Origin of the sequence: Nocardia albiluteola, from assembly GCF_018860155.1 — a bacterium.
GTDB classification, from domain to species: domain Bacteria; phylum Actinomycetota; class Actinomycetes; order Mycobacteriales; family Mycobacteriaceae; genus Nocardia; species Nocardia albiluteola.
On sequence record NZ_JAHKNI010000003.1, the window covers coordinates 495,047 to 519,720 of the forward strand.

General features: G+C 67.8%; 22 protein-coding genes. 14 read left to right on the forward strand and 8 right to left on the reverse strand.

Annotated features, from left to right (window positions below):
* The first annotated feature begins 103 nt into the window (after positions 1-103).
* From KO481_RS11950 to KO481_RS11965, 4 genes are all read left to right on the forward strand, one after another.
* On the forward strand, positions 104-838 hold the full coding sequence (locus KO481_RS11950; RefSeq protein ID WP_215917107.1) for an SDR family NAD(P)-dependent oxidoreductase: 735 nt from the start codon (positions 104-106) through the stop codon (positions 836-838).
* Positions 816-1,073: a type 2 periplasmic-binding domain-containing protein gene (locus tag KO481_RS11955; protein WP_215917108.1), complete on the forward strand. Its 258-nt coding sequence runs from the start codon at positions 816-818 to the stop codon at positions 1,071-1,073. The genes KO481_RS11950 and KO481_RS11955 overlap by 23 nt, the downstream gene beginning before the upstream one ends.
* Before the next feature lie 365 nt (positions 1,074-1,438).
* Positions 1,439-2,416: a GlxA family transcriptional regulator gene (locus KO481_RS11960; protein WP_215917109.1), complete on the forward strand. Its 978-nt coding sequence runs from the start codon at positions 1,439-1,441 to the stop codon at positions 2,414-2,416.
* Positions 2,417-2,522: 106 nt separating this feature from the next.
* Positions 2,523-3,161, forward strand: coding sequence for an HD domain-containing protein (locus KO481_RS11965; protein WP_215917110.1), 639 nt, complete (start codon positions 2,523-2,525; stop codon positions 3,159-3,161).
* A gap of 135 nt (positions 3,162-3,296) precedes the next feature.
* On the opposite strand, the gene KO481_RS11970 is transcribed toward KO481_RS11965, so the two are convergent.
* Positions 3,297-3,794, reverse strand: coding sequence for an LURP-one-related/scramblase family protein (locus KO481_RS11970; protein ID WP_215917111.1), 498 nt, complete (start codon positions 3,792-3,794; stop codon positions 3,297-3,299).
* A gap of 481 nt (positions 3,795-4,275) precedes the next feature.
* On the reverse strand, positions 4,276-5,142 hold the full coding sequence (locus KO481_RS11980) for an oxidoreductase (RefSeq protein WP_215917112.1): 867 nt from the start codon (positions 5,140-5,142) through the stop codon (positions 4,276-4,278).
* 76 nt (positions 5,143-5,218) lie between these two features.
* Here KO481_RS11980 and KO481_RS11985 point away from each other — a divergent pair, with 76 nt between their 5' ends.
* Positions 5,219-5,866, forward strand: a complete 648-nt coding sequence (locus KO481_RS11985) for a TetR/AcrR family transcriptional regulator (RefSeq protein ID WP_215917113.1) — start codon at positions 5,219-5,221, stop codon at positions 5,864-5,866.
* A gap of 1,116 nt (positions 5,867-6,982) precedes the next feature.
* On the opposite strand, the gene KO481_RS11990 is transcribed toward KO481_RS11985, so the two are convergent.
* A complete protein-coding gene (locus KO481_RS11990) occupies positions 6,983-9,748 on the reverse strand; it encodes a helix-turn-helix transcriptional regulator (protein WP_215917114.1) in 2,766 nt (921 codons plus the stop codon).
* Between the two features lie 124 nt (positions 9,749-9,872).
* On the opposite strand from KO481_RS11990, the gene KO481_RS11995 reads away from it, so the two are divergent.
* Together KO481_RS11995 and KO481_RS12000 are read left to right on the forward strand one after the other, a co-directional pair.
* The gene (locus KO481_RS11995; RefSeq protein WP_215917115.1) at positions 9,873-10,235 is read left to right on the forward strand and encodes a nuclear transport factor 2 family protein; all 363 of its coding nucleotides are present in this window, start codon (positions 9,873-9,875) and stop codon (positions 10,233-10,235) included.
* Between the two features lie 83 nt (positions 10,236-10,318).
* Positions 10,319-11,758 carry a DHA2 family efflux MFS transporter permease subunit gene (locus tag KO481_RS12000; protein WP_215917116.1) on the forward strand — a complete coding sequence of 480 codons (1,440 nt, stop codon included), beginning with the start codon at positions 10,319-10,321 and terminating at the stop codon, positions 11,756-11,758.
* 175 nt (positions 11,759-11,933) lie between these two features.
* Here the strand turns inward: KO481_RS12000 and KO481_RS12005 are convergent, their stop codons facing one another.
* A complete protein-coding gene (locus KO481_RS12005) occupies positions 11,934-12,779 on the reverse strand; it encodes a helix-turn-helix transcriptional regulator (protein ID WP_245400751.1) in 846 nt (281 codons plus the stop codon).
* 142 nt (positions 12,780-12,921) lie between these two features.
* On the opposite strand from KO481_RS12005, the gene KO481_RS12010 reads away from it, so the two are divergent.
* Both KO481_RS12010 and KO481_RS12015 read left to right on the forward strand, forming a co-directional pair.
* Positions 12,922-13,692 (forward strand): alpha/beta fold hydrolase, encoded by a 771-nt coding sequence (locus tag KO481_RS12010; protein ID WP_215917118.1) that lies wholly within the window; start codon positions 12,922-12,924, stop codon positions 13,690-13,692.
* 135 nt (positions 13,693-13,827) lie between these two features.
* Positions 13,828-14,583 carry a (R)-mandelonitrile lyase gene (locus KO481_RS12015; RefSeq protein ID WP_215917119.1) on the forward strand — a complete coding sequence of 252 codons (756 nt, stop codon included), beginning with the start codon at positions 13,828-13,830 and terminating at the stop codon, positions 14,581-14,583.
* 206 nt (positions 14,584-14,789) lie between these two features.
* On the opposite strand, the gene KO481_RS42925 is transcribed toward KO481_RS12015, so the two are convergent.
* The gene (locus KO481_RS42925) at positions 14,790-15,356 is read right to left on the reverse strand and encodes a TetR/AcrR family transcriptional regulator (RefSeq protein WP_215917120.1); all 567 of its coding nucleotides are present in this window, start codon (positions 15,354-15,356) and stop codon (positions 14,790-14,792) included.
* 212 nt (positions 15,357-15,568) lie between these two features.
* On the opposite strand from KO481_RS42925, the gene KO481_RS12025 reads away from it, so the two are divergent.
* From KO481_RS12025 to KO481_RS12035, 3 genes are all read left to right on the forward strand, one after another.
* On the forward strand, positions 15,569-17,101 hold the full coding sequence (locus KO481_RS12025; protein ID WP_308166539.1) for an FAD-dependent monooxygenase: 1,533 nt from the start codon (positions 15,569-15,571) through the stop codon (positions 17,099-17,101).
* Between the two features lie 374 nt (positions 17,102-17,475).
* On the forward strand, positions 17,476-18,066 hold the full coding sequence (locus KO481_RS12030; RefSeq protein ID WP_215917121.1) for a TetR/AcrR family transcriptional regulator: 591 nt from the start codon (positions 17,476-17,478) through the stop codon (positions 18,064-18,066).
* Between the two features lie 144 nt (positions 18,067-18,210).
* A complete protein-coding gene (locus KO481_RS12035) occupies positions 18,211-19,203 on the forward strand; it encodes an NAD(P)H-quinone oxidoreductase (RefSeq protein WP_215917122.1) in 993 nt (330 codons plus the stop codon).
* 144 nt (positions 19,204-19,347) lie between these two features.
* Here KO481_RS12035 and KO481_RS12040 read toward each other — a convergent pair whose 3' ends face one another.
* The 3 genes from KO481_RS12040 to KO481_RS12050 all read right to left on the reverse strand — a co-directional run bounded on the left by KO481_RS12040 (position 19,348) and on the right by KO481_RS12050 (position 22,222).
* Positions 19,348-20,031 (reverse strand): type 1 glutamine amidotransferase domain-containing protein, encoded by a 684-nt coding sequence (locus KO481_RS12040; protein WP_215917123.1) that lies wholly within the window; start codon positions 20,029-20,031, stop codon positions 19,348-19,350.
* 265 nt (positions 20,032-20,296) lie between these two features.
* Complete coding sequence (locus KO481_RS12045; RefSeq protein WP_215917373.1) at positions 20,297-20,932, reverse strand: alpha/beta fold hydrolase; 636 nt, start codon at positions 20,930-20,932, stop codon at positions 20,297-20,299.
* 24 nt (positions 20,933-20,956) lie between these two features.
* Positions 20,957-22,222, reverse strand: coding sequence for an NADH:flavin oxidoreductase/NADH oxidase family protein (locus KO481_RS12050; RefSeq protein WP_308166540.1), 1,266 nt, complete (start codon positions 22,220-22,222; stop codon positions 20,957-20,959).
* Between the two features lie 242 nt (positions 22,223-22,464).
* Here KO481_RS12050 and KO481_RS12055 point away from each other — a divergent pair, with 242 nt between their 5' ends.
* Positions 22,465-22,911: a nitroreductase family deazaflavin-dependent oxidoreductase gene (locus KO481_RS12055; protein ID WP_308166541.1), complete on the forward strand. Its 447-nt coding sequence runs from the start codon at positions 22,465-22,467 to the stop codon at positions 22,909-22,911.
* Between the two features lie 301 nt (positions 22,912-23,212).
* Entirely contained in the window at positions 23,213-24,655 is a 1,443-nt protein-coding gene (locus KO481_RS12060) for a lipase maturation factor family protein (protein ID WP_215917124.1), read from the forward strand.
* The last annotated feature ends 19 nt before the right edge of the window (positions 24,656-24,674 follow it).

Sequence of the window (24,674 nt, forward strand, 5' to 3'; positions counted from 1 at the left end):
TTGCGCGTCGTCCTGCCGGCTGTTAGCTTAAGTACACCGAATCGTTCACATAACGCGATTCGTGCAGGTGGGAGCCGATTAAGTGACGAAAGAGGGAGTGATCATGGGAAAGCTCGATGGCAAGGTCGCGGTAATCACGGGCGGATCCAGCGGTATGGCGCTGGCGAGCGCCGAACTGTTTGTCCAGGAGGGTGCGTACGTCTACATCACTGGTCGGCGGAAAGCGGCGCTGGACGAGGCCGTCGAGCTTATCGGGCGCAATGTGACCGGCGTGCAGGGTGATGCTTCCGACCTGGCCGACTTGGACCGGCTGTTCGAGACGGTCGAACGGGAGCACGGCGCTATCGACGTGCTGTTCGCGAGTGCCGGGACGGCCGAGGCGGCCAAACTCGGCGACATTACCGAAACGCAATTCGACAATACTTTCGGGCTGAACACCCGCGGCACGTTATTCACCGTGCAGAAAGCGCTGCGTTTGTTCAACAACGGTGGGTCGATCTTCATGACCGGGTCGATCGCCTCGGTCAAGGGTTGGCCGGATTACAGCGTCTACGCGGCGAGCAAGGCCGCGCTGCACGCATTGGCCCGCGTGTGGTTGTACGAGCTGAGGGAGCGGCGGATCCGGGTCAATGTGCTGAGCCCGGGCCAGATCGCGACGCCGATTCAGGAGCAGTTGTTCGACGCGGAGACCAAGGCGCAGTTCGAAGCCTTGATCCCGCGGGGGAAGATGGGCCGGCCCGAGGAGATCGCCACGGTCGCACTGTTCCTCGCCTCGAACGACTCGTCCTTCGTCAACGGTATGGAACTGGCCGTCGATGGCGGCACCTCCGCGATCTGATTGGCTCGCGAAACTCCACCTCGTCGCCGCGGGTTGCGGAATCACCACCGTCCCAGCCGGTCTCGCACCGGTCGAGCCGCCCGGCATGCGGATGCTGCCGGTCCACGGCGGGCCCGCCGAGCAACGTCGCATACTGCTGGCCAGGATGCCGGGCCCGCTCCCCGAACCCGTCGCCCGCCTGGCCGAAACCCTGCGCGCGGCCGCCGTCGACTTCGCGGCTCGGCCGGAGGCCTGAATCGGGCTGTTCCACTTGCCCGCCGGGCCGAAACTCGGCGCATCGTCGCTACCGACTCCGTCGGCCGGCTTCGATCCTGAATCCAGCTGTACGCCAGTATATTTCACCTTGACCGGGGGTCTTCGATCGAGAGGGGCCCACCCGGAAAACCGTGTTCTTTCCTCGTCACCGGCGGCTCGGAGGTTTCCTACCGGCCAGCCGTGTGGTCCGGGCTGAAAGATGGCGATCGACGCGACGAGAATGCCCTGCGCATCGGCTTGCTGCGGGTTGGTGATCGATCCGGACGGGCTGCGTACCGCCCGGACGAGGTTCGGGTGCGGACCTATGCTCGCGAGAGAGTCCGAGGACGAGGCGGAGGTGGATTCATGGTGGGTGGTCGGCGGGTGGTGTTCGTGATGTTCGACGGCATGAAGATGCTGGATGTGACCGGGCCAGCGGAGGTCTTCGCGGAGGCGAATCTGCTCGGCGGCGCCTACGGCCTGGCCTATGTGTCCGTCTCGGGCGGTCCGGTGGTCGCGTCGAACGGGATGGAGCTCGCCGCCGCCGAGGTCGCCGACTGTGGGGAGGCCGACAGCGTGGTGATCGCCGGCGGCGACTGTCTAGTCGGCCGTCCCGTTCCCGCCGGACTGATCGCCGCGATCGAGCAGCTGCGGCCCCGCACCCGTCGCATGGTGTCGATCTGTACCGGGTCGTTCGCGCTGGCCGCGGCGGGCGTGCTGTCGGGTCGCCGGGCGACCACGCACTGGCGGCACGCGGAGCTGCTGGCGCGCAGCTACCCGGATGTCCGGGTGCAGCCCGATGCGCTGTTCGTCGAGGACGACGGCGTGTTCACCTCGGCCGGCGTCACCGCTGGGATGGATCTCGCGCTCGCGCTGGTCGAACGCGATCACGGCGTCGACCTCGCGCGGGAGGTCGCGCGCGGCCTGGTCATGTTCATGCAGCGGCCCGGCGGGCAGTCCCAGTTCTCCGCGCCGCTGCGGGTGCGGCCGCCGCGGACGCCGGCGCTGCGGACCGTGGTCGATCTGATCTCCGCGCAGCCGGCGCTCGACCACAGCGTCAATTCGCTGGCCGACCGGGTGGGCGTCGGGCCCCGGCACCTGGCGCGACTGTTCGCCGGGGAGCTGGACACCACCCCGGCGAGGTATGTCGAGCAGGTGCGCCTCGACCATGCCAAGGTGCTGCTCGATGCCGGGCACACCGTGGCCGCGGCCGCCCGCTCGGCAGGATTCGGTAGCTCGGAGACGATGCGCCGAATCTTCGTGGCGCGCTTCGGAATTTCACCCAGCCAGTACCGGGCGCGGTTCGGCACGGCCGCCGGCGGGCGTCGCCGCGACGCCGACTGACCCACGTCCGGATCTGTGGGGTACCGGTCGCTCCGCGCGGTGTCCACCGGCGAATACGGCGGCAACAATGGGAGCTGTCAATACGACCGATAACCAGGAGTTGCCGATGCCAGAACTCATCGCCGGGGTGGTTGTCCCCGATACCGACCTCGTTCACGAGGCCACCGAGATCGTCCGGCAGGCCGCCGACGAGACGCTCTACCATCATTCGCGCCGGGTGTATCTGTGGGGTTCGCTGAAGGCCGCGGCGCGCGGACTCGATGTCGATCCCGAATTGGCGTATGTGGGAGGACTTTTCCACGACCTCGGACTGGTGCGCGCTTACGCCGACAAGACCCGCCGATTCGAGCTCGACGGCGCGGAGGCGGCGCGGAGTTTCCTACTGCGCCACGGCCGTTCGGAGCGCGAGGCCCGCGATGTCTGGCTGGCCATCGCGCTGCACACCACACCCGAAGTGCCGCACCACCTTCCGCCCGAGGTGGCCGTGGTAACGCTGGGGGTCGAAACCGATGTTCTCGGACTCGATCTCGACGAGATCACCGCCGCGCAGCGCGCCGAAGTCTTGGCGGCCCATCCGCGACCGGACTTCAAGAACAGGATTCTGCGGGCCTTCAACGAAGGCATGGCCGATCGCCCCGACACGACCTTCGGCACCATGAACGACGACGTGCTGGCGCACTTCGATCCGGCCTTCGTCCGCCGGGACTTCGTCGACATCATCCGCCACAGCGCCTGGCCGGAGTAGCGAGGGGCAGACGGGCGGGGGCGCTACCAGTGTGCCGACCGGGGCGAACATGGTGGCGGAATCGAGCGGTTCGGGCGGGAGATCGGTGGCGCCCCCGGCGCTGGCCGCACCGAGCGGGTGCGGGGTTCGAAGCGGTTACGCGTCGCGGCGCTGTTTCCTTTCGGCGGCGACGAGCTCGTCGATGCACACCACGATGGCCAGGGTCAGCGGGACGTCGGGGTGGTAGACCTCCACGCCGTAGGTGTCGCGGATCCGGAACCATTTGCGTGAGGTCTGAGCGACAACGCCCCGGGGGCCCTCGAGGGTGTAGTTCTTTTCGATGAGGTCGCCGCGTGCGGTCCAGTGCTCGCCGGAGGCGAGTGCGATCGTGAAGCTGTGTCGCAGGGGGCTGAACAGCTTCTTGCGTACGGTGGCCGCATGCGAGCCACCGATCCGGACGGTCATGGTATCGCGAAGGGCCAGAGCCTTTTTGCGGGCGACGGCGTAGACCTCGCCGCCCGGCCCCTTCAGATCGAAGGTCCGGCGCAACGCCAGCACCCGGCCGTCGATGAGGAAGGCCCGGTTCCCGGATTCGTCGGTCACCCAGTAGTCCTGGCCCAGGCTCAGTACGCGCTGCCGCATCACATATCGCACAGCCTCAGTCTGCCCGAAGCTCGAAACAGGTGGACTATCAATACCGTTCGACACCATGGCGGTCCGGTGGGGGCGGCTTTCGACATCGGGAATTGGATCTAATTCCCTTCTGCCGCAATGAGATTCCATGTGCGCCCCTTCGCCGCCCTGACCATCGCTGTCATCGTCGTCAGGGATGGAATCAACACCTGGCGCGTGGCAGTTGCTGTCCAGCCCTACCCGCACCTGCGACGCGGCAACTGCGGACCATCCGTGCGACTGCTGCGATCGAGTCCTTGAACGCTCGCTACCGGCGAGCGATCAAGGCACGCGGGCATTTGCAGCTCCACCGAATCGGCCGCAGCGCCCACAGCCGCACGCAGCGCCAGCTCGGCGCGGTTAGCAACGCACTCTCAAGTAGCCGTATAGCGGATATCGGTCAGGATCGACTGGCGTTGCCCGCTACGGCGCCGGAACCGCGCTGGTTCGGCTGTCTGGCGGGTCAGCCCGGCAGTTGGGCTCCTTCGGCGAAGTCCGTGGTGCATGAGAGGTCGGCCCATTTCTCGATCTCGGCGTCGACGGCCTCCCGGCCGGCTCGTACCAGTCGCAGGGCGTCGGAGCCGAGCAGCAGGTGTGCCGGGGGGTCGGCGGCCTCGGTTACCGAAAGTATTGCGGCTGCGGCCTTTTCGGGATTTCCAAGCTGATTGCCGTCGGCGGCGCGGCGGTGTGCGCGTACCGGGTCCATCAGCGCGTCGTAGTCCGGGATCGAGCGTTCGGTGCGGATCATGGATCGCCCGGCCCAGTCGGTGCGGAACGAGCCGGGTGCGACGGCCGTGACGTGGATGCCGAACCCGGCAACCTCCTTGCCGAGGGTCTCGAGGATTCCTTCCAGGGCGTACTTGCTGCCGTGGTAGTACGCCAGGCCGGGCACCGTCATGAGCCCGCCCATGGAGGTGATGCCCAGGATGTGGCCCGATCGCCGGGCCCGCAGGTGCGGTAGCACCGCCTGGATGGTAGCCACCGCACCGAAGACGTTGACCGCGAACTGGTTTCGTAGTTCGGCCAGTGGCGATTCCTCGAACACTCCTTCGTGGCCGTACCCGGCGTTGGCGATGACGACATCGATCGAGGCGACGGTCGATTCGATGTCGTTCACCGTGGCCAGGACCGCCTCGTCGTCGGTGACATCGAGAATGCGCGCGACGGCGCGGCGGGGATGCAGTGCTCGGAACTGCTCGGCGTCGGCGTCGCGCCGCACCGTGCCCACCACGAGGTGGCCGTCATGAATCGCCTTGCGCGCGATTGCCAGTCCGAAACCGGAGCTCACGCCGGTGATGAAGAGGGTCTTGCCGGTGGTTCGATCGGTCATGCGGACAAAATCTACACTAAGTCGGCAATAATCGACATAGCGTAGAAATTAATCATCTCCGGGTAGGGTGAGATCCGTGCCCGAGACCGGAACCACCCGCGGACGCCGCCGCACCACGCCCACCAAAGGCGACCAGCGCGAGCGAGCCATCCTCGACGCCGCCGAAGAACAGCTGGACACGATCGGATTCGACCAGATGACGATCGAGACGATCGCCACGGCGGTGGGCATCACCCGGGGAGCGTTCTACTTCTATTTCGCGTCCAAGAACGCTGCCCTGGCCGCGCTGGTCGAACGAACCGTGGCCACGCTGCGCACGGAAATCGAGGCCGCCGACGCCTCCGGAGAACCAGCGCTCGTCCTGCGCCGCAGCATCGACCGGACCCGCGACATGTGGCGTGACCACGGCAGCGTCATGCGCGCCGCCGTCGAGCTCGCCCCTACCGTCGCGGCGATCGGTGAGAGCTGGCATTCAGCCGTCACCGCCATCCGCGACATCACCCGGGCCATCGCCGGACGCGCCGGGCTTTCCGATGACGACGGCCCGACCGGCGCGCGCGCCGTGACGACCGCACTGGTATGGATGACCGAGCGCGCGTTCTATCAGGCCTCGAAGACCGGAACCTCGCTCGACGACACCGCAGCAACCCTCACACATCTGTGGATCAACACCCTGAACGTGACACCGGACCCCCAGCCGACCACGCCACCTCGCTCAGCATGACGCCTCCGCAAACGCACTGTCATGCCGCTGGACGGTCGGTCGGCGAACGTCCGCTTCTGCCGATGAGTGTGCGCAAGCTGTGATTGTCTTGCGTCAAGGACTTGGCATATTTTCGCCGGTCAGAAGGTGGGTACTTGGTTCGGGCCGAGCTTCAGGATTCCGGGGCCGCTCGGGGTCTCACATGGCGGGGCTGGAGAAGTCGTTGCCGCCGGCGGGGATCGCGATCGCCAGGAGCAGGCCTGCGTGTGTGCTCATGGGGGCCATTCTGCCTGTCGAATGCCCGCATCTGTCGCATGTCGCGCATTCGCGCAGCGAGAACGACTGCGGCGCAGACCATTCGCTCATTCCGTCATAGCTGCAGAACTCGGCCGCCCGCAGAAGTGGATCAGAAACTCGGACTGCGCCGGGCCTGCGGCACCTGGCAATCCCGCGGCTGCACCGTCATCGGACTACGTCGGCTGCCGCTGCGGGCGCGACAGTCGCTCAGCACGAGGTGAAGCGCGCGGCCGACTAGAAGACCGAGATCGTCAACGAACTGAGTAAGGTCTTCGGTGGTTGCTCCACGAAGAAGCGTCATCGACCGGCGGACGGGGTGGTCGCCTTGCACTTCCGCATTGCGCAGCTGTGACGAACCGCTCGGCGGTCCTCCGGCTGGGCCCTGGAACCGGCAACACGAACCGACGCAACGCAACTTGCAGCGACCGATCCTCTCGAACCGCCAGCACCCCAGCCTTCTTGCACAATGCGGCGAATATCCGATTCATGCTCCGGGGTTCGATCGGGCGACCCAGTTCGGTCGTGAATACCAGATCCGTTTTCTTCCAGTCCTTTCCGGCCTTGAACTTCTCCTCCAACTGCCGCTTTCGGTGCTGGCGAAGGATCGCCACGAGTTGCCTGGAGAAGCCGGCGTTCACCCACGACGGCGTGCCTGCCGTCACCGCCTGCATGTGGCGGGAGACGTCGGATGATCAGTGGCACCACGGCACGATCGAGTTCCCCCTGGACGATGCCGACCCAGATGGGTCGACAGATCTGTTCCGACTACTCGTCGACCGCTCACCCGAAGCGTTCCAGCGCTTCGCCGAGGACACGACTCGGGGTCGCCCGGGCCTGGGTTCAGTGGAGGGGGATTTGGGGGAGTTCGGTGCGGGAGAGGATGCCGAGCTTGGGGTAGGCCTTGTAGAGGTGTGCGCCGATGGTGCGGGGGCTCAGGAACAGTTGGGCGGCGATGTCCTTGTTGGACAGGCCTTGCGCGGCTAGGCGCACGATCTGCAGTTCCTGCGGGGTCAGGACGGCGGCGGCGGGACTGACGGCGCGATCGTCGGCGGGGCCGGACCGGGTGGCCGAGGTTCCGGTGGCGGTGAGTTCGTTGTCCGCGCGCCTCGCCCACGGCACCGCGCCCAGTCGGTCGAAGGTTTCCCGCGCGGCGGTCAGGTGAATTCGGGCCTCGGCCTTGCGTTTTGCACGGCGGAGCCACTCGCCGAACAGTAGCTGGGTTCTGGCGTGCTCGAATGGCCGGTCTTCCGGGGCGCTCAGTGTCAGGGCCGTCCGGAAGTGGTACTCGGCCTTGTCGTCGGTGGACAGCAGGGCCCGGCCGCGATGCACCAAGGCCGCCGTCCAGGGCTGTCCGGTGTGGGTGGCCCACTTCTCGAGCAGCGCCAGTCCTTCCGCCGCATGCTCGGTGTGGCCCACTCGAACTGCGGCCTCCATGAGATCGGGGGTTGAGCGTGTGGCCGGAATATGGAAACCGCGCCGCCCGCCGTCCAGCTCGACCAGCCGGTTCAGTGCCGATTCGGCGCGCCCCGATCCCAGGTCGACCAGCCCGGCCGCCCAGATGGCCCATGGCGCCCGCCACGCCATATCGCTGCGGTGCGCTCTGGTTGTGGCGATCAGATCCGCCACCCTCGTCTCGTCGCCTTCTATGGCCGCCAGCATGGCTTGCGCCTCGGCGAACTGCGCCAGCCAGTGCTGCTGGCCGGTTGCCGAGGCGAGGTCCACGGCCTCTGCGACGGTCTGGCGGGCCTCGGTGACCCGCCCGCCGTAGAGCTGTGCGGTCGCCGCGTAGAACAGTGTGCCGGGCAGGGATCCGATGAGTCCGCGGCGACGGAGCCGCGCGGCGAGGTCGACCGCGAGGCGCTGGGCGATCCGGTCCCGTCCCAGGAGCAGCGCCACACCCGCGATCACCACCGGGCTGAGGTCGGCGGCGTCATCCTGCGCGGCGGCCACCGCGGCCGCAAGGGCCCGATCGGTCTCGGCCGCCTCGCCGGCAGGTCTGCCGATGACCGGGGACACGGCCCGGATCAACAGCTTGGCCAGTGCCGCGGGGCGCTGGTCGGGGTCCAACGGTAGCTCTTCCAGCCGTGCGACTGCGTCGGCGAGTTCGTCGGGGCCGGTGTACCAGGCGGCGTGTATCGCCTCGATCAGCAGTGTGGCAGCCAGCGCCGGATCCGTCGCGGCGACCCGGGCAGCGGCGTCGGTCATGCGTCGATGAGCGGACGCGGGATCGCCGCTCAGGAAATCGGTGGTCGCCCGCACGTGGGCGAGCCTGGTGGCGAGCGTGTCCGCCTCGGCCGGATCGGCGAAGGCGGATTCGGTGCCATCGAGCAGGAGGAGGGCGCGTTCGGCCAGCTCGACGGCCTGATCCGGCTCGCCGGACTGGGCCATGGCCTCGGCGGCGAGGGTCAGACGCCGGGCCCGGCCGGTGGGGTCGGCGGACAGGTCGGCGGCGCGCGCGTACCAGACGCCCGCGGCACCGTTGCGCTCTTGCGCGCGCGCCGCGGTCCGTTCCAGCTCGGCTGCTACCTCTTCGGACTGGCCTTCGGTGGCGGCGGCGAGGTGCCAGGCGCGACGATCGGCGACCTCGGGGCCGTCGAGGGCGGCGGCTACCGCACGATGCGCGGCACGACGCGCGGACAGCGCGGCGGCGCGATGGACGGCGGCCCGCACGAGGGGATGCCGGAATGTCAGTGTGCCGCCGGAAAGTTCGACGAGTCCGGCTTCGCGGGCGGCGTCGAGGTCGTCGCTCGACGCGCCGCACCCGGCCGCGGCCCGCAGAATCACCTCCAGGTCGCCCGCGCCCTCCACCGCCGCGATCAGCAGCGCGGTGCGAGCGCTTGCGGGCAGGACGGTGAGCCGTCCTTCGAAGGCGCGGCGGAGTCGTTCGGTCAGCGGCAGCGGATCCGCGTCGACGCCGCGCAGACCGGCGGCGTCGGCTGCGACGGCGCGGGGCAGTTCCAGCAGCGCGAGTGGATTTCCCGCCGCCTCGGCGAGAATGCGGTAGCGCACCTGCTGGGGCAGGTCGCAGTCGTCGAGCAGGCTCACCGCAGCGGACGTTGTCAGCCCGGTCAGCGGCAGTTCCGCGAGCCCGTCGGCTCGGAAGTCGCCCTCGGTCCTGGTGGCGAACAGCGCGACGATGGCCTCGGAGTCGAGTCTGCGGGCCGCGAACAGCAGCGCGTCGGCCGAACTCTTGTCCAGCCATTGGGCATCGTCGACCACGCAGAGCAGCGGCTGTTCGGACGCCAGCTCGGACAGCAACGACAGCACGGCCAGTCCGATCAGGAAGCGGTCCGGTGGCACCGCTGAGGCGGTCAGGCCCAGGGCACTGCCCAACGCGTCGGCCTGGACCTGCGGTAGCGCGTCGAGGCGGTCGAGTCCGGATCGCAGCAGCAGGTGCAGGCCCGCGAACGTCAGCTCGGCCTCGGTCTCGACGCCGGTCACCCGGATGACGCGAAAGCCGTCCGCTCTGGCCACCGCCTCGGCCAGCAGGGCGGTCTTGCCGATCCCCGGTTCGCCCCGCAACACCAGTGTGCCGCTGGCGCCGTTGCGGGCTCGCTCGATCAATCCCGTTACGACCGACAGTTCCGTCTCGCGTCCTTGTAGCACCAACGAACGTTACCTATGTCCTTCGATTCCGATCGAACCAAATACCTAAGCATGCCCGATTCCCGGATCTCGCAGTCTCCGTAGCGTTCTGATCAGCAAGAACGCACCGAACAAGGAGAACGACATGACCGAGCACGACAACCTCGTCACCGAGTACCTGCAGACCTGGAACGAGACGGACGCTGTTGTCCGCCGCGCCGCGATCGACGAGCTGTGGGCGGCGGACTGCACCTACACCGACCCGATCGGGGTCGCCGAGGGCCGCGACGCGATCGACGCGACCATCGCCGCGGTGCAGGGCCAGTTCGCCGGGCTGGAGTTCAGCCTCGGTGGTCCGGTCGATGCCCACCACAACATCGTCCGCTTCACCTGGAACCTCGGCCCGGCGGGCGGCGAGGCCCTGGTCGTCGGCTTCGACGTAGCGGTGCTGGACGAGCACGGCCAGATCAGCAAGGTGCACGGCTTCCTCGACAAGGTCCCCGCCTGACGGTCGACCCCATGGACCGGCCCCGGCCGTTACGGCCGGGGCGGCGGTCCGATCTCATTCAGCACGAGAGGAACACAGCAGACATGAGCACCACCGTCGCCCCCACCGCGGGGCCGCAGGAGCGGGAGGTCGGCCGCCCGTCGTGGGCTGCCTTGGCCGTCCTGCTCGCCGGGATCTTCATCACCACCCTCGACTTCTTCATCGTCAACGTCGCGCTGCCCGCCACCCAGGCCGACCTGCACGCCAGCTCGTCGCAGATCCAATTCATCGTGGCCGGATACGGATTGGCGCTGGCCGCCGGACTGATCACGGCGGGACGACTCGGCGACCTCTACGGCCGTCGCCGACTGTTCGGCGCCGGAATGGCGTTGTTCACCCTCGCGTCGCTGGCCTGTGGCATTGCGCCCAACGCCGGAATCCTGGTCGGCGCCCGAGTTGTGCAGGGGCTCGCGGCGGCACTGCTGATGCCGCAGGTGCTCGCCATCATCAACACTGTGTACACCGGCGAGCTACAGGCCAAGGCCTTCAATGCCTTCGGGCTGGCGATCGGGTTCGGTGGCGTGTTCGGGCAGCTGATCGGCGGTGTGCTGATCGACGCCGACATCGCCGGGATGGGTTGGCGATCCATCTTCTTGATCAACGTGCCGGTCGGCGCGGTCGCGGTGCTGCTGACGCCGCGTCTGATCCCGGAGTCGAAGGCCGCGGCCGGCGCCCGGCTCGACCTGGTGGGCACCGTGCTGGTGGCATTGGGCCTGGTCGCGATCGTGCTGCCGCTGGTGCAGGGGAGACAGCAGGGTTGGCCCGAGTGGACCTGGCTCTGCCTGGCCGCGGCCGTGCCACTGCTCGGCGGATTCATCTACTCCCAGCACCGGCTCGGTGTCCGCGGCGGCTCGCCGCTGATCCAGCTGAGCCTGTTCCGTCAGCGGGCATTCAGCGCGGGGATGGCCACCAGCCTGGTCTACTCGATGATGATGGCCTCGTTCTTCCTGGTCCTCGCCCTGTATCTGCAGAATGGTCGCGGACTGACAGCGCTGAACTCCGGCCTCATCTTTCTGCCGCTGGGCATCGGCTACTTCGTCGCTTCGGCCACGTCGGGCAAGGTCGCTCAACTGCTGGGACGTCAGGTGCTCGCTCTCGGCGCCGCGGTTGTCGCCCTCGGCTACGCCCTGCTCGCGGTGACCGCAGACGAGATCGGCGCCCACGGCAGCGTCGGCTGGCTGATCCCTGGTCTGCTGATCTCCGGCGCGGGTATGGGCTTCGTGATGGCCCCGCTGCCCGCGATCGTGCTGGCCGGCGTGGAGCCAGAGGCGGCGGCCGCGGCCTCCGGGGTGCTGTCCACCTCGCAGCAGGCGGGCGGTGCGATCGGTGTCGCGATCATCGGAGTCGTCTTCTACAACGCCCTCGACGCCCACCGGGCCGCAGGTGGTTTTCCGCACGCCTTCGGCCTCGGCCTCGAGCTGCTGATCGGCCTCGGAGTCCTGGTCGTCGCCCTGGTCCAGCTGCTACCGAGAACCGCCGAATGACAGAGTCCCCAGATCGGGAACTTCGCGAAGCGACCAGCCGGACAGTCTCGGCTCGGTCGCTTCGTCGTACTTCGCCGGCATGGTGCGGCGTCGAGGTGGCAGGCGCAGTGGAGGGGGGCGGCTGTCGGTCTTCGCCGACCCGCAGCGAGTGCTGTGGGCCGTGCGGGGCTCCCGATCAGTGACTGCGGTGGGCGGTCTCCGGGCCGACGACACGCAGGAGTTCGAGAGCTTCGACGGAGGTGGATCCGGGCGGCGGTGTGAAGAGGCGAAGGCGCTGGTCGGTGGCTTGCGTCTGCAGCATCTCGAAGTCGAATTCGACGGTCCCGACGGCAGGATGCACGACGCGCACGTGGTGGTTGCGGCGCCTGGCAACCTCATGCTGGTGCCAGATGGCGGTGAACTCCTCGCTGGCCGCCTCGAGCCGCTCGATCAGCGCGGTCGCGGGGCGATCGTAGCCGCGATGTGTCGCGGCGGCACGCAGGTCCGCGACACGCACGCGGCTCAGGTGGTCGTGGTCCTGTGCGGGGTACGCCTCGCGTACGTGTGGGTCGGTGAACCAGCGCCACACGATATTGCGGTCCTGCTCGTCGATGTTGCAGACGCACCCGAACAGCGCCTCTGCAAGGGCGTTCTGTGCGAGCAGATCACCGAGGTCGGTGATGATCTGGGCCGGGGTATTGCCCAGCCGGTCGAGCAGGTAGAGCAGCGCGGGGCGGACTTGATATCCGGCGCGCGGTCCTTCAGGCGGGCGGTGGCCTGCCAGCAGGTAAAGGTGATCTCGTTCGTCCTCGGTCAACCGCAGCGCTCGCGCGAGCGCGGCCAGGAGCTGGGTCGAGGGCTGGGAGCTACGCGCCTGCTCGAGCCGGATCACGTAGTCCGCCGATACTCCGGCCAGCTGGGCCAGCTCCTCGCGGCGCAGGCCCGGTGTGCGGCGCCGCGGCCCGGCGGCGAGGCCGACCTGCTCAGGCTGGAGCCGCTCGCGGGAACGGCGGAGGAAGTCCGCCAGTTTGGCCCTGTCCATTGTCATTCCTCCATCTACAGCGCACCGGGCGGTTCGCGGCGCGTCGACTGAGAGTGCCGATCCTAGGGAATCCGCTCCTCTGCTCATCGCCATCGGATCCTGGCAACGTCTGTGACTATCAGTTCTACGAAGGGAGACAGTCATGCGGGAGATCACAGTGGGTGCCGCGCGGGTGCCGTACCGCGTGCTGGGCGCGGGCCGACCGCTGGTCCTGGTACATGGGGGCAGCCGAGGCTCGCAGGGCTGGGATCGCGTGGCCGAGACGTTCACGGAAACCAGAACGATAGTGCTGCCGGATCTTTCGGGCAGCGATGCGGCGCGCGACGACGGGGGCGCACTGACCGTCGAGTTGCTCGCCGAGCAGGTCGCCGCCGTGATTTCCGATCTCGGGCAGGGGCCCGCCGACGTGGTCGGGCATTCCATGGGCGGCGCGGTGGTCGCCAGGCTCGCTGCAGTCCGGCCCGACTTGGTCCGCCGCCTGGTGCTGGTCTCGGGATGGACCGGGCAGGGTGACGAATACATCCGCCAGGCGTTGTCCCTCTGGCGCGATCTCGCCGATGACGCGGCGGCTTTCGCCCGATACACGATGCTGATCGCCTTCAGTCGTGCGTATCTGGAATCGCTCGACCCGGCGGCCGTGGCAGAGCTCGCAACGTCCTACCGGCCCGAGCCCGGCAGGCTCCGGCAGATCGATCTCGCCCTGCAGCTGGACGTCCGCGACCTGCTGCCGCAGATCCAGGCACCAGCACTGGTGATCGGGTGCCGTCGCGACGTACTGGTCTCCGCGGAGTATTCCCGCGAGCTGACGGCCGTTATCCCGGGTGCTACATATGCGGAAATCGACGGCGGGCACATCGTGATGGCCGAGCGGCCGACCGAGTTCGCGAAGCTCCTGCGCGACTTCATCGACTGAGCGTTGCTGTCCGTAGGTCCTTCCGCGGGTCGGCCTCTCGAGTGTCTTGACCGAGTTCACAGCTCGCGCTGCTCGACAGCCATACCGTCCGCTGAACATCGAACAACACAGAAATTGCGAAGGAAGCCCGAAAGCATGCGTATATACCGCGCACCGCACACCAGCGTGTCTGCATCATCCGAGTGGATCACTGGTGACGCCCGCATCGAAGAACTCGCCGCCCCCGCCGCGCCGTCACGGACGCAGGTCGACAGCGTTCACTTCGCGCCGGGTGCCCGCACACGCTGGCACCGTCACCCGGTCGGGCAGGTGCTCGTAGTGACCGACGGCACGGGGCTCGTGCAGCGCCGCGGAGGACAGGTCGAGACCATCTGCGCCGGTGACACCGTACGGATCGAGCCCGGCGAGTGGCATTGGCACGGTGCAACACCCGACAGCGCGATGACCCATGTGGCCGTAGAAGAGCTGCCGGCGGATGGGCGGACGGCGGAGTTCGCTCAGGTCGTGACGGACGCCGAATACGGCGATGAAGGTGCAGAACAGGCCGAACCGACACCCCGAACGAGCCGTGTGATCGTCATGGATCAGAAGCTGCCCGCGGTCTTGGCCACCGAGCGCGTCGAGATTCGGCGGATCACTATCGCTCCCGGGCACGCAGCAGGGCTGCATATCCACAACGGGCCGGTCTTCGGCAACATCGAGTCGGGTTCGGCGATCTACCAGATCGAGGGTGAGCCCGAGACCAGGCTCGAGGCCGGCGACGTGTTCTACGAGCCCGAGGGTATGCGCATCGCACGCTTCGACGCCCAAGCGGATGGCGTCACGTTCCTCGGGTACTTCCCGCTCGCCGATGGCGTGAACGCCGAACTGGTCTTCCCCGAAGTCCGATAGCCCACTCCGCGAGGTGCTTGTCGTGAGTGGGGAGTCGGGAGGCCAGATGTGGGCCGATCGATCCGCGTCGATGGCCCGCCCACCGGTGGATTCAGCCGGGGCCGTGTGAGCCAGCGAAGGGTTGGATGCTCGAGCTGGCCGCGTGTCGGCCGAGCACCTCACCGGGCCCGGCGCCACGTCCGAGGGGTGATCGCGGGAACCGGGGATCACAGCAATCGGTCGACGAGCCTGTCGATGTAGTCCGCGGTGAGCGGGCCCATGTTGAATAAGACGCGGATGTACATCGGGGCCAGGATGTGATCCAGCACGTCGAACGCGTCGGGTGCGTGCTCGCCGCGGTCGTGTGCGCGATCGAGCATGGACTGCAGTTGCCGCATGCGTTCGGCGCGGAGGTTGTCACCGGCCCGCATGCCCTGCTGACCGTTGCTCGACAGGGCGACGGCCAGGTGTAGCACCGCCGGGCCGTCGGGTCCGGTGATCTCACGGGCCACTTGGGCCGCGTAAGTGCGCAGGTCGCCGTCCAGGCTCCCGGTGTCAGGCATCGGTGACACCGCGTTGAGGCGGGTGAGCGCCACCTCGGTGAGCAGGCTTTCCAGATTGCCCCACCGGCGGTAGATGCTGCTGTCGGCTATGCCCGCGCGGGCTGCGACCTCGCCGACGGTGAAGTTGCCGTAGCCGCGTTCGCTGATCAGGTCGGTGACGGCCCGGTGGACCGCCGCGCCGACGCGGGCGGCGCGCCCGCCGGGCCGTCGGACTGGCTGTCGCTCGTTCACGCCACACACCTTAACGCAGTTGGTACTTGCGTTTGTGCGGCAACACCTTTACAGTCCTCTAACGCAGTCAAAGACTGCTTTAGCGCGCCAGGGCGGAAACGCTATCCGCGTCAGCCTTGGCCAGCGCAACCAACGATTGAGAGGAATTCCCTTTGGCTCCATCGGAAGAGTCCGTAGGTAGTCGATCAAGCGGGGCCGCCGACTACTCCGTGGTGATTGCCGGAGGTGGCCCAGTGGGCCTGATGTTGGCATGCGAGCTGGGGTTGGCCGGCATCGACGTGCTGGTGATCGAGCGGCTCACGAGTATCGACCCGACGATGAAAGCCGGGTACGTGAACTTAGCGACGGCTCAAGCCTTTTACCGGCGTGGCATGTTGCCGCAACTGCAGGAGCGGCACGACGCCGCAGTGGAGCGGACGCAGAAGTTTCTGGCGTCCAAGGGAATCGAGAACGCTGTCGGCGGCGGTCCGGTAGGAGCTCACTTCGCGGGTATTGTGCTCGACACCAGTCTGGTTGATTTCACTGGTCCGATGTTCACGCATGCCGGACCGGCGGCGGGCGTGATCCTGGTGTCGCAGCAGGAGATCGAGGCGCTGCTGAATGAGCGTGCGGCCGACCTCGGCGTCACGGTGTTGCGCGGCGCCGAAGTCACCGGATTCACCGCCGACGGTGACGGTGTCACAGTCGGATTGGGCGACGGGCGCACGGTTCGAGGCGAATGGCTGGTGGGCGCCGACGGCGGGCGCAGTGTCGTGCGCAAGCTCGCCGGATTCGAATTCCCCGGTGTAGACCCGGAAGTCACGGCGCGCCAGTTCGTTGTCGACATGATCGGTCACGAGAAACTGCGAGCGGGGTGGAATCGCACCGATGGCGGCGTTTATCTGCACGGGCCATACCCGGGGCGGGTGGTCACCGTCGAGTTCGACGGTCCACCGGAAGATCGTGAAGCACCCATCACGCCGGCGGAGTTGGAGGCGACGCTACGGAAGGTGGCAGGTGTCGACGTCGAAGTCACCGCGATCCACTCGGCTACTCGCTTCACCGACCACACGCGACAGGCGAACACGTATCGACTGGGTCGGGTGCTGCTGGCCGGCGATGCGGCACACGTGCATTCGCCATTGGGCGGGCAAGGGCAGAACCTCGGCATCGGTGACGCGGTGAACCTGGGTTGGAAACTCGCCGCCGTTGTGAAGGGTACGGCGCCAGAGGATTTGCTCGACACCTACACCGCCGAGCGGCATCCGGTCGGCAAGTGGGTGTTGGAGTGGACGCGCGCACAAGTCGCCGCCATGCGAACCGATGCGCGCAGCCTGGCACTGCGCAACGTGCTCAGCGACCTTATCTCCACGCCCGACGGCGCGACCTATGTGCTGACCAAGCTATCCGGCGTACTGCACCGGTACGAGTCCGGGGACCACGACCTGGTCGGAGCGCCCGCCCCGGACATCGAGTTGGCCGACGGCACACGGGTTGGCGACCATTGCGCGGACGGACGTGCGCTGCTAGTGGATCTGGCCGATAACGCGACAGTGCGGGATGCAGTCGATGGCTGGGCAGCTCGGGTACGGGTGGTGTCGATCAAACCCGCGCAGCAGGTGGCGTGGTCCGCGCTGCTCGTCCGGCCCGACGGGTACGTCGCTTGGGCCGCCGACGAGAACCCGGATATGTCCGCCCTGTCGGTCGCCCTGCACCGGTGGTTCGGTGGGCCGACTCGTCGAGATTCTTCACCGCAGCCTCACTGATCTGGAGCAACGACTCGCACCGAGCCACCCTTCGTCGTGTGCCCGTTGGCGACGTTGTTCAAGGTCGGTTTCAATGTCGTTGAGCCTGACCAGTGCCCTCCGGCGGCAACGGTATCGCCAGGAAGACATATTCCACGATATGGGACGCTACGCGAGGCTGTGTGTGGGGCACTGCATTACAGGTACAACCATCAAGGCCCGCGGGCAGTGGAGAATCCCAGTTCAGACGGCGCGACACACGACAGAACGGATGAGAACCAACACAGTTCGACACGAACCGGTCGTAAGCATTGGTGTCCGCGGGCTGTGCGGTGGGTGGCGGTAACGTGGCAGGACGATGTAATCGGTGAGAGAACTTGTTGGGGTCAATTCTTATGGCAACGTCGGCGACGCCGTATCACCATGGTGATCTGCCCAATGCGCTGGTGCGGGCGGCTGTCGAGCTGCTCGAGGAGGGCGGCGCGGCGGAGTTGTCGCTGCGTGGGGCGGCCCGGCGCGCCGGGGTGTCCACCGCGGCGCCCTACCGGCATTTCGCGGATCGCGATGCGTTGCTGTCCGCCGTCGCTGCGGTGGGGTACCGCGATTTGGCGCAGCAGCTGGCCGCGGTGCACCCCCAGCCGGTGACGCCCGCGGGGCTCGCCGATGTCGCGATCGAATACGTGCGGTTCGCGCTGCGGCGGCCCGGCATGTTCCGGGTGATGTTCACCGAGTCCTGCGACACGAGCAGCACGGAGCGGGTTGCGGCGGTGGAGGCGATCCACGAGTATCTGGAATCCCTGGTGCGGGAGGCCTTTCCGGCCGCGGACCCGGAGCCGACCGCGACGGCGATGTGGGCGCTGGTGCACGGTCTGGCCTTCCTGCACCTGGACGGAAAGCTCGACGCCTCCTCCGACAAGGTCGTCGCCGATCAGGTGCGCGCGGCGATTTCGGCTATCCTCGCCGTCTCGAGGTCCGGCGGGCGCTGAGGCCGAGCCGGACGGGTGGCGCCGTGTGGTGCGGACCATGCGGTGATCGGGTTCACCGAACGCGATCGACATCGGAATGTCAGCGGCCCTGATTCGGAGTAATGTTAGCGCTGTGTACATACTGTCGATCGACGAGGAGATGACATGTTCGCGGTGACGCTCGACGGCTTCGGAGGACCCGAGGTCATGAAGTGGGAGAAGGTCGACGACCTGCCGGCGCCCGGTCCCGGGGAAGTGGCGGTGGACGTGGTCGCGGCCGGTGTCAATCGCGCCGACATCGCACAGCGGTGGGGCGTCTACCCGCCGCCGCCGGGCGCCAGTGAAATCCTGGGGCTCGAGGTTTCCGGTGTGATCGCCGAGGTCGGCGCAGGCGTGCAGGAGTGGCAGCCCGGCGACGCGGTCTGCGCGCTGCTGCCCGGCGGCGGCTATGCCGAGCGGGTGAGTGTGCCGGTCACCCGCGTGCTGCCGGTGCCTGACGGGGTGAGCCTGACCGCCGCCGCGGCACTGCCCGAGGCCGCCGCGACGGTCTGGTCGAATGTGGTGATGGCCGGTGGGCTGCGCGCGGGGCAGACGCTGCTGGTGCATGGGGGCGGCAGCGGCATCGGCACGCACGCCATCCAGGTGGGCCGCGCGCTCAACGCACGCGTCGCGGTGACCGCCGGATCGCAGTTCAAGCTCGATCGCTGCCGCGACCTCGGGGCGGACACGCTGATCAACTATCGAGAGCAGGATTTCGTATCGGTCGTGACCGCGGAATACGGTGGCGCCGACGTGATTCTGGACATCATGGGCGCCGGATATCTCGGCCGCAATGTGGATGCGCTGGCCGAGGGCGGCAACCTGACGATCATCGGAATGCAGGACGGCGCCGTCGCGGAGGTGAATCTCGGTGTGCTGCTGGGCAAGCGCGGCTCGATTCACGCGACGAACCTGCGCCGCCGGCCGGAGCAGGGGCCCGGTTCCAAGGCCGAGATCGTCGCCGCACTGCGCCGGGAACTGTGGCCGATGATCGCCGCCGGTGCCGTGCGTCCCGTCGTTTCCGCGCAGGTGCCGATCACCGACGTCGCCGAGGCGCACCTGTTGCTCGATTCGGCCGAGACGGTCGGCAAAGTGCTGCTCACTGTTCGTGAACCGTGAGCAGCGGTGAGTGGGGGCAGTAGTCGGCCGTGCCATACTCGGCGCGCGTGGACGGAGTCCGGCGGCGTTGCGGGAGACACGGTTTGGTGACCAAGGCTGAGATCAACCAACCCGCGACCACGCATCAGCAGCAGTGACGCGGGATTACAGAAGGGCGGCAACCTTCTTCGCGGTCTCCTTGGCCGATCCGGGGTTCTGCCCGGTGACGAGGTTGCCGTCGACGACCGCGTAGGAGACGAACGGCAGCAGCGCCTTCTCGTAGCGCGCGCCGCGGTTCTTCACCTCGGCTTCGGCGTTGTAGGGCACGAGCTTGGACGCGCCGGCAAGTACTTCCTCCTGCCAGGCGAACCCGGTGAGCTTGCGGCCGGCGACCAGGTAGGAGCCGTCGGACAGCTTCGTGTTCAGCAGGCCGCAGTACCCGTGGCAGACCGACGCGACGATGCCGCCGCGCTCGAAGATCTCCCGTGTGATGCGCTGCAGGCCGGCGCTGTCCGGGAAGTCGTACATCACCGCGTGGCCGCCGGTGAAATAGATCGCGTCGTAGTCCGCCGAGTCGATGTCATCGGGACTGGCCGTCTTCTCGAGCAGGTCCATGCGTGCCGGGTCGGCCCGCCACTCCTTGGCGGTCTTGTCGTAGTTGGGGAACTTCAGCGATCTCGGCTCGAGCGGCGATGGACCGCCCGCGGGGCTGACGAGGGTCTGCTCGAATCCGTGGTCCTGGAACACCTTCCAGGTGTGGGTGAGCTCGGACAACCACAGGCCGGTGGGATGCGACGGGTCGTCGTAATGGCCGACGTTGGTGACGACGTTCAGGATTCGCTTGGTCATGTCTGAAACTCCTTACTGTGTGCGATGATTCGCGGGTCGTGGGTGCGGCTCAATGGGCGCCCACTCGGCGCAGCGTCTCGAGCGCGACGGTGAGGATCCGGGACCACTGGTCGTGGCCGAGCCGCGCTCCGGGGTGAAGCCCTGCGATCGCTGCTGCACGATGGTCTGGGGCTCGGTGTATTTCAGTAGCCGGTATTGCGCGCATAGTAGCGCGCGGTGATCGCGATGTCGGTGATCTCGAGGAAGGCGGCGCGGCGCGTCACCGTTACGGCGACGTGGCCGGCATTGCTTGGGTGATCAGATCCGCGACCGCCTGCGGGGCCTCCCGCGCTGGGGTGTGCCCGACGCCGCGCAGCGTCGTTGTCGTGGCGTTGGGCAGGGTGGCGAATTCCACTGTGGGGGAACGCACTCGCGCGTCGAGTTCGCCGAAGGCCAGTGCGATCGGTCGTGTCAGCCGGGCCAGCCGGTCGGGGAGGGCGCGGACGGCGAGGTAGGTGTCGATGGCGCGGGTGCCGGCGGCGAAGTTGCGGCGCCCGCGGGTGCGCAGGTCAGCGACGAACTGGTCCGGCACCGGGGTGCCCGGGGCGAAGGCGCTGCGTTGTGCGGCCCGCTGGCGTTCCCCGGAAGCCAAGGCCCACAACAGATCTCCGAGGCCGGGCTGGGTGAGGGCGCGCTCGATCGGCCCGCGGGCGGTCGCGCGGCTCGCCAGGGACCAGGGCGGGCAGAGTATGACCAACGCCGTGACGAGGTCGGGGCGGCGCTCGGCGAGGGCGGTCGCGACCAGCGCGCCGCGCGAGTGGTCCACCACGATCGCGGGGGAGTCGATCGTGCGCAGGGTGTCGGCGGCGTCGTTCGAGGTGTCGGCGACGAGCCGGGCTCGTCGAGATGAGCAGGGGCACAGGTGTTTTGCGACATCGGGCCCGGTCTATGCGGTTCGTGCCCGCCGGGCCGACGCCAGCCATCGGGAGTATCGGCGCAGTGCGCGGCTCTTGGCGCGTTGGTCGGCGACGAGGGCGAGTGCGGGCCGGATGCCGAGGGCGGGTTCCTTCCCGACCGCCATCCGGCGCATCTGGTAACGCACCTGTGCCATCTGGGCCAGCGAGGCGAGGGGTTTGTCCGACCAGGTCACCGGCCGCAAAGCGCCTGCGGCGCCGAGCCCTTCGCGCCACCGGTTGGGCAGATCGGGGGTGACCGCAAGGGCGGTGCCCATGCCGATGACCGCGACATTCTCGGCGAGCACGGCCTCGGCGGTCTCGCTGCGGGTGATGCCGCCGGTCAGCATGAGCGGGATCGGGCTGGTCCTGGCCAGGTCCGCGGCCAGCTCCAGGAAGTAGGCCTCGCGCGCGGCGGTGCGTCCGTCGGTGGGCCGGCCCGACATGGCGGGACTCTCATAGCTGCCGCCCGACACTTCGACGAGATCCACGCCCAGAACGGCGAGCATGCCGATGACCTTATGCGCGTCGTCGGCGTCGAAGCCGCCGCGCTGGAAGTCGGCGGAGTTCAGCTTCACCGCGACGGCGAATTCCGGGGACACCGCCGCACGCGTGGCCCGCACGATCTTCAGCAGGATCCGCGCGCGGTTCTCGAGGGATCCGCCCCATTCGTCGGTGCGGTTGTTCACCAGCGGGGACAGGAACTGAGACAGCAGATAGCCGTGTGCCGCATGGATTTCCACGCCGTCGAAGCCGGCGAGTTCGGCTCGCGCGGCGGTGGTGGCGAAGCGCGTGATGGTGTCGCGGATCTGTTCGCCGGTCATCGCGGCGGGCCGGCCGAATCGCTTGGAGTGGCGGCCCAGGTCGACGGCGATGTCGGAGGGACCCCACACGACTCCGGGCATATTCGCCTGCATCTGGCGTCCGGGGTGACTGATCTGCATCCACATCGCCGCCCCGGCGGCCTTTCCAGCTTGCGCCCAGGCCACGAACTGTTCGAGCGGGGACTCGGAGTTCAGCACGATGCCACCGGGCCCGGTGAGTGCCTCGGCGTGCACCATCACATTGCCGGTGATCAGCAGTCCCGCACCGCCGGCGCCCCACCGCCGGTACAGCGCGATCAGCCGCTCGTCGGGCAGCTGGGCCTGGCCGGCCATCCCCTCCTCCATGGCGGCCTTCGCGATGCGATTGCGCAGTACCTGCCCGGACCGCAGTTCGACCGGTGAAAACAACGTGTCTCGTGTTGAGGCGCTGGGCACGGAAGCCTCCCTTCCCTCGTAATGTTATTGGTGTACACATTGCGTGTGCGCCGCTAACATTAATGAAGGATGTAAGCGGCGTCAACACTTGTGAGGGTTGGGCATCCAAGGCGTCGCTGGGGCGCCGGCGATCATATGTTGACGCCGATCACATTTCTGCTAATGTGTGCGCCGTTGACTTGCGATGGCGGTCGGCCGACCGATCACGACGCGGCGAAGAAGATCCGGACAAGGGGTGCGCGGTGAACAAGAACACGGTGAAAGACGGCGGGGCCAAACTCATGAACCTCGCCCACCGGCTGGTCCTCACGGTGAGCGGAAACCGATTGCTGGCCAACCCGTTCGGCATGCCGGTGGTCGAACTGCACACCACCGGACGCAAGTCGGGGCAGCCGCGATCCTGCTACCTGACCTCTCCGGTTCACGACGCGGATCGGGTCGTGCTGGTCGCGTCGAAGGGCGGTGACGACCGCCATCCCGACTGGTACCGCAACGTTCAGGCGCATCCCGACGTCGAACTGGTGATCGCCGGCCGCCGGCGACAGGCGCACGCCCGCACCGCGAGTCCGCAGGAGCGTGCGCGGCTGTGGCCGCAGATCACCAAGGCCTACCAGGGCTACGCGAACTATCAAACGCGAACCACCCGCGAGATCCCGGTGGTGATCTGCGACCTGAATCCCCAGCGGTGAGCGCGCAGCCGCATCCTGAGAGTAAGCGAGCAACGAGCGCATAGGCTGGGTCTGCAGGATCGACCGAATTGTCACCTGGTGGGATGCGGAAGAGAGTGCGGCAGCTGTCCGCCATGGCGCAGCGCGAGCCGCTCTGTTGATCTAGGGCCGAGCTGCTGTGTCGGCTGGTCCCGGAAGCTGGGCAGTGGGGCGGGCGCGAGCAGCGTAGCCCGGGAGCGCGGCGGCCGCGAGTAGCAGGGCCCTAGCTATGGCGCGGGTGCGACAATGGGATCGAACGTCCGGCGTGCGAGGAGTCGCGGGCATGGGATGGTTCGACGCACCCGAATACTGGTTGGGCCGGCAGGTACTCGAGCGGGGTACCGCGGCCGTCTACGTGCTTGCCTTCGTGGCGGCCGCCAGACAGTTCCGGGCGCTGATCGGCTCAGAGGGGATGCTGCCGGTGCCGCGATTCGTGGCTCGGCGCTCGTTCGGGCAGGTTCCGAGCATTTTTCAGCTGCACTATTCGGACCGGTTCTTCGCCGTCGTGGCCTGGTGCGGGGCGGCGCTGGCGGCGGCGGTGTGCGGCGGCCTCGCCGATCTGCTGCCGTTGGGGGCGGCGATGGCGATCTGGTTGGCGCTGTGGGTGCTGTATTTGTCGATCGTCAATGTCGGACAGGTGTGGTACTCGTTCGGGTGGGAGACCTTGCTGCTCGAGACCGGCTTTCTGGCGATCTTCCTGGGCAACGATCGGGTGGCGCCGCCGGTGCTGGTGCTGTGGCTGGCGCGGTGGCTGCTGTTCCGGGTCGAGTTCGGCGCCGGACTCATCAAGCTGCGCGGCGATCCCTGCTGGCGCGATCTGACCTGCCTGTACTACCACCACGAAACCCAGCCGATGCCGGGGCCGCTGAGCTGGTTCTTCCATCACCTGCCCAAACCGTTGCATCGCGTCGAGGTGGCGGCGAATCACGTTGCGCAGCTGGTCGTTCCGTTCGGATTGTTCGCACCGCAGCCGGTCGCCGAGGTCGCCGGCGCGATCGTCGTCGCGACCCAGCTGTGGTTGGTGCTGTCGGGTAATTTCGCCTGGCTGAATTGGCTGACCATCGTGCTGGCCGCCAGCGCGATCACCGACTCCGGCGCGGGCACGGTGCTGCCGATCCCGCACGCACCGGCGCTACCGGCGGCCCCGCCGTGGTTCGTGGCCCTGGTTATCGCGTTCACCGCGCTGGTGGCGGTGCTGAGCTATTGGCCGGCGCGCAATCTGCTGTCCCACCGGCAGCGCATGAACATGTCGTTCAATCCGTATCGCCTGGTCAATACCTACGGGGCCTTCGGCCGCATCGGACGCACCCGCTTCGAGCTCGTCATCGAGGGCGCCGACGGGCCGCCCATCACGGACGAGACGGTCTGGAAGGAATACGGGTTCAAGGGCAAGCCCGGCGATCCGCGCCGGTTGCCGAGACAGTGGGCGCCGTACCATCTGCGCCTGGATTGGCTCCTGTGGTTCGCGGCTCTCTCGCCGGACTATGCGCGGCCGTGGTTGGGGCCCTTGCTGATTCGGCTGTTGCGGAACGATCGGGCGACGTTGCGATTGCTGCGCCACAATCCGTTCCCCGATTCCCGGCCGGGGTGTCTACGAGTACAGCTCTACCTCTATCGCTTCACTACTCCGGGCGAACTGGTGCGCGAGCGAGCGTGGTGGCACCGCACCCTCGTGGGGGAGTATCTTCCGCCCATCACACTCGAGGATCTTCGGTCCGCGTCGTGACCGCTGCGCCGGGACGAGG

Coding starts and splice junctions, on each gene's coding strand:
- KO481_RS11980 (WP_215917112.1), bottom strand. CDS start 5,142: ATGACCGATCGAACCACCGGCAAGACCCTCTTCATCACCGGCGTGAGC.
- KO481_RS11995 (WP_215917115.1), top strand. CDS start 9,873: ATGACCGAGCACGACAACCTCGTCACCGAGTACCTGCAGACCTGGAAC.
- KO481_RS12015 (WP_215917119.1), top strand. CDS start 13,828: ATGCGTATATACCGCGCACCGCACACCAGCGTGTCTGCATCATCCGAG.
- KO481_RS12030 (WP_215917121.1), top strand. CDS start 17,476: ATGGCAACGTCGGCGACGCCGTATCACCATGGTGATCTGCCCAATGCG.
- KO481_RS12060 (WP_215917124.1), top strand. CDS start 23,213: ATGGGATGGTTCGACGCACCCGAATACTGGTTGGGCCGGCAGGTACTC.
- KO481_RS12035 (WP_215917122.1), top strand. CDS start 18,211: ATGTTCGCGGTGACGCTCGACGGCTTCGGAGGACCCGAGGTCATGAAG.
- KO481_RS12040 (WP_215917123.1), bottom strand. CDS start 20,031: ATGACCAAGCGAATCCTGAACGTCGTCACCAACGTCGGCCATTACGAC.
- KO481_RS11965 (WP_215917110.1), top strand. CDS start 2,523: ATGCCAGAACTCATCGCCGGGGTGGTTGTCCCCGATACCGACCTCGTT.
- KO481_RS11950 (WP_215917107.1), top strand. CDS start 104: ATGGGAAAGCTCGATGGCAAGGTCGCGGTAATCACGGGCGGATCCAGC.
- KO481_RS12000 (WP_215917116.1), top strand. CDS start 10,319: ATGAGCACCACCGTCGCCCCCACCGCGGGGCCGCAGGAGCGGGAGGTC.
- KO481_RS11955 (WP_215917108.1), top strand. CDS start 816: ATGGCGGCACCTCCGCGATCTGATTGGCTCGCGAAACTCCACCTCGTC.
- KO481_RS12005 (WP_245400751.1), bottom strand. CDS start 12,779: ATGGACAGGGCCAAACTGGCGGACTTCCTCCGCCGTTCCCGCGAGCGG.
- KO481_RS12010 (WP_215917118.1), top strand. CDS start 12,922: ATGCGGGAGATCACAGTGGGTGCCGCGCGGGTGCCGTACCGCGTGCTG.
- KO481_RS11960 (WP_215917109.1), top strand. CDS start 1,439: ATGGTGGGTGGTCGGCGGGTGGTGTTCGTGATGTTCGACGGCATGAAG.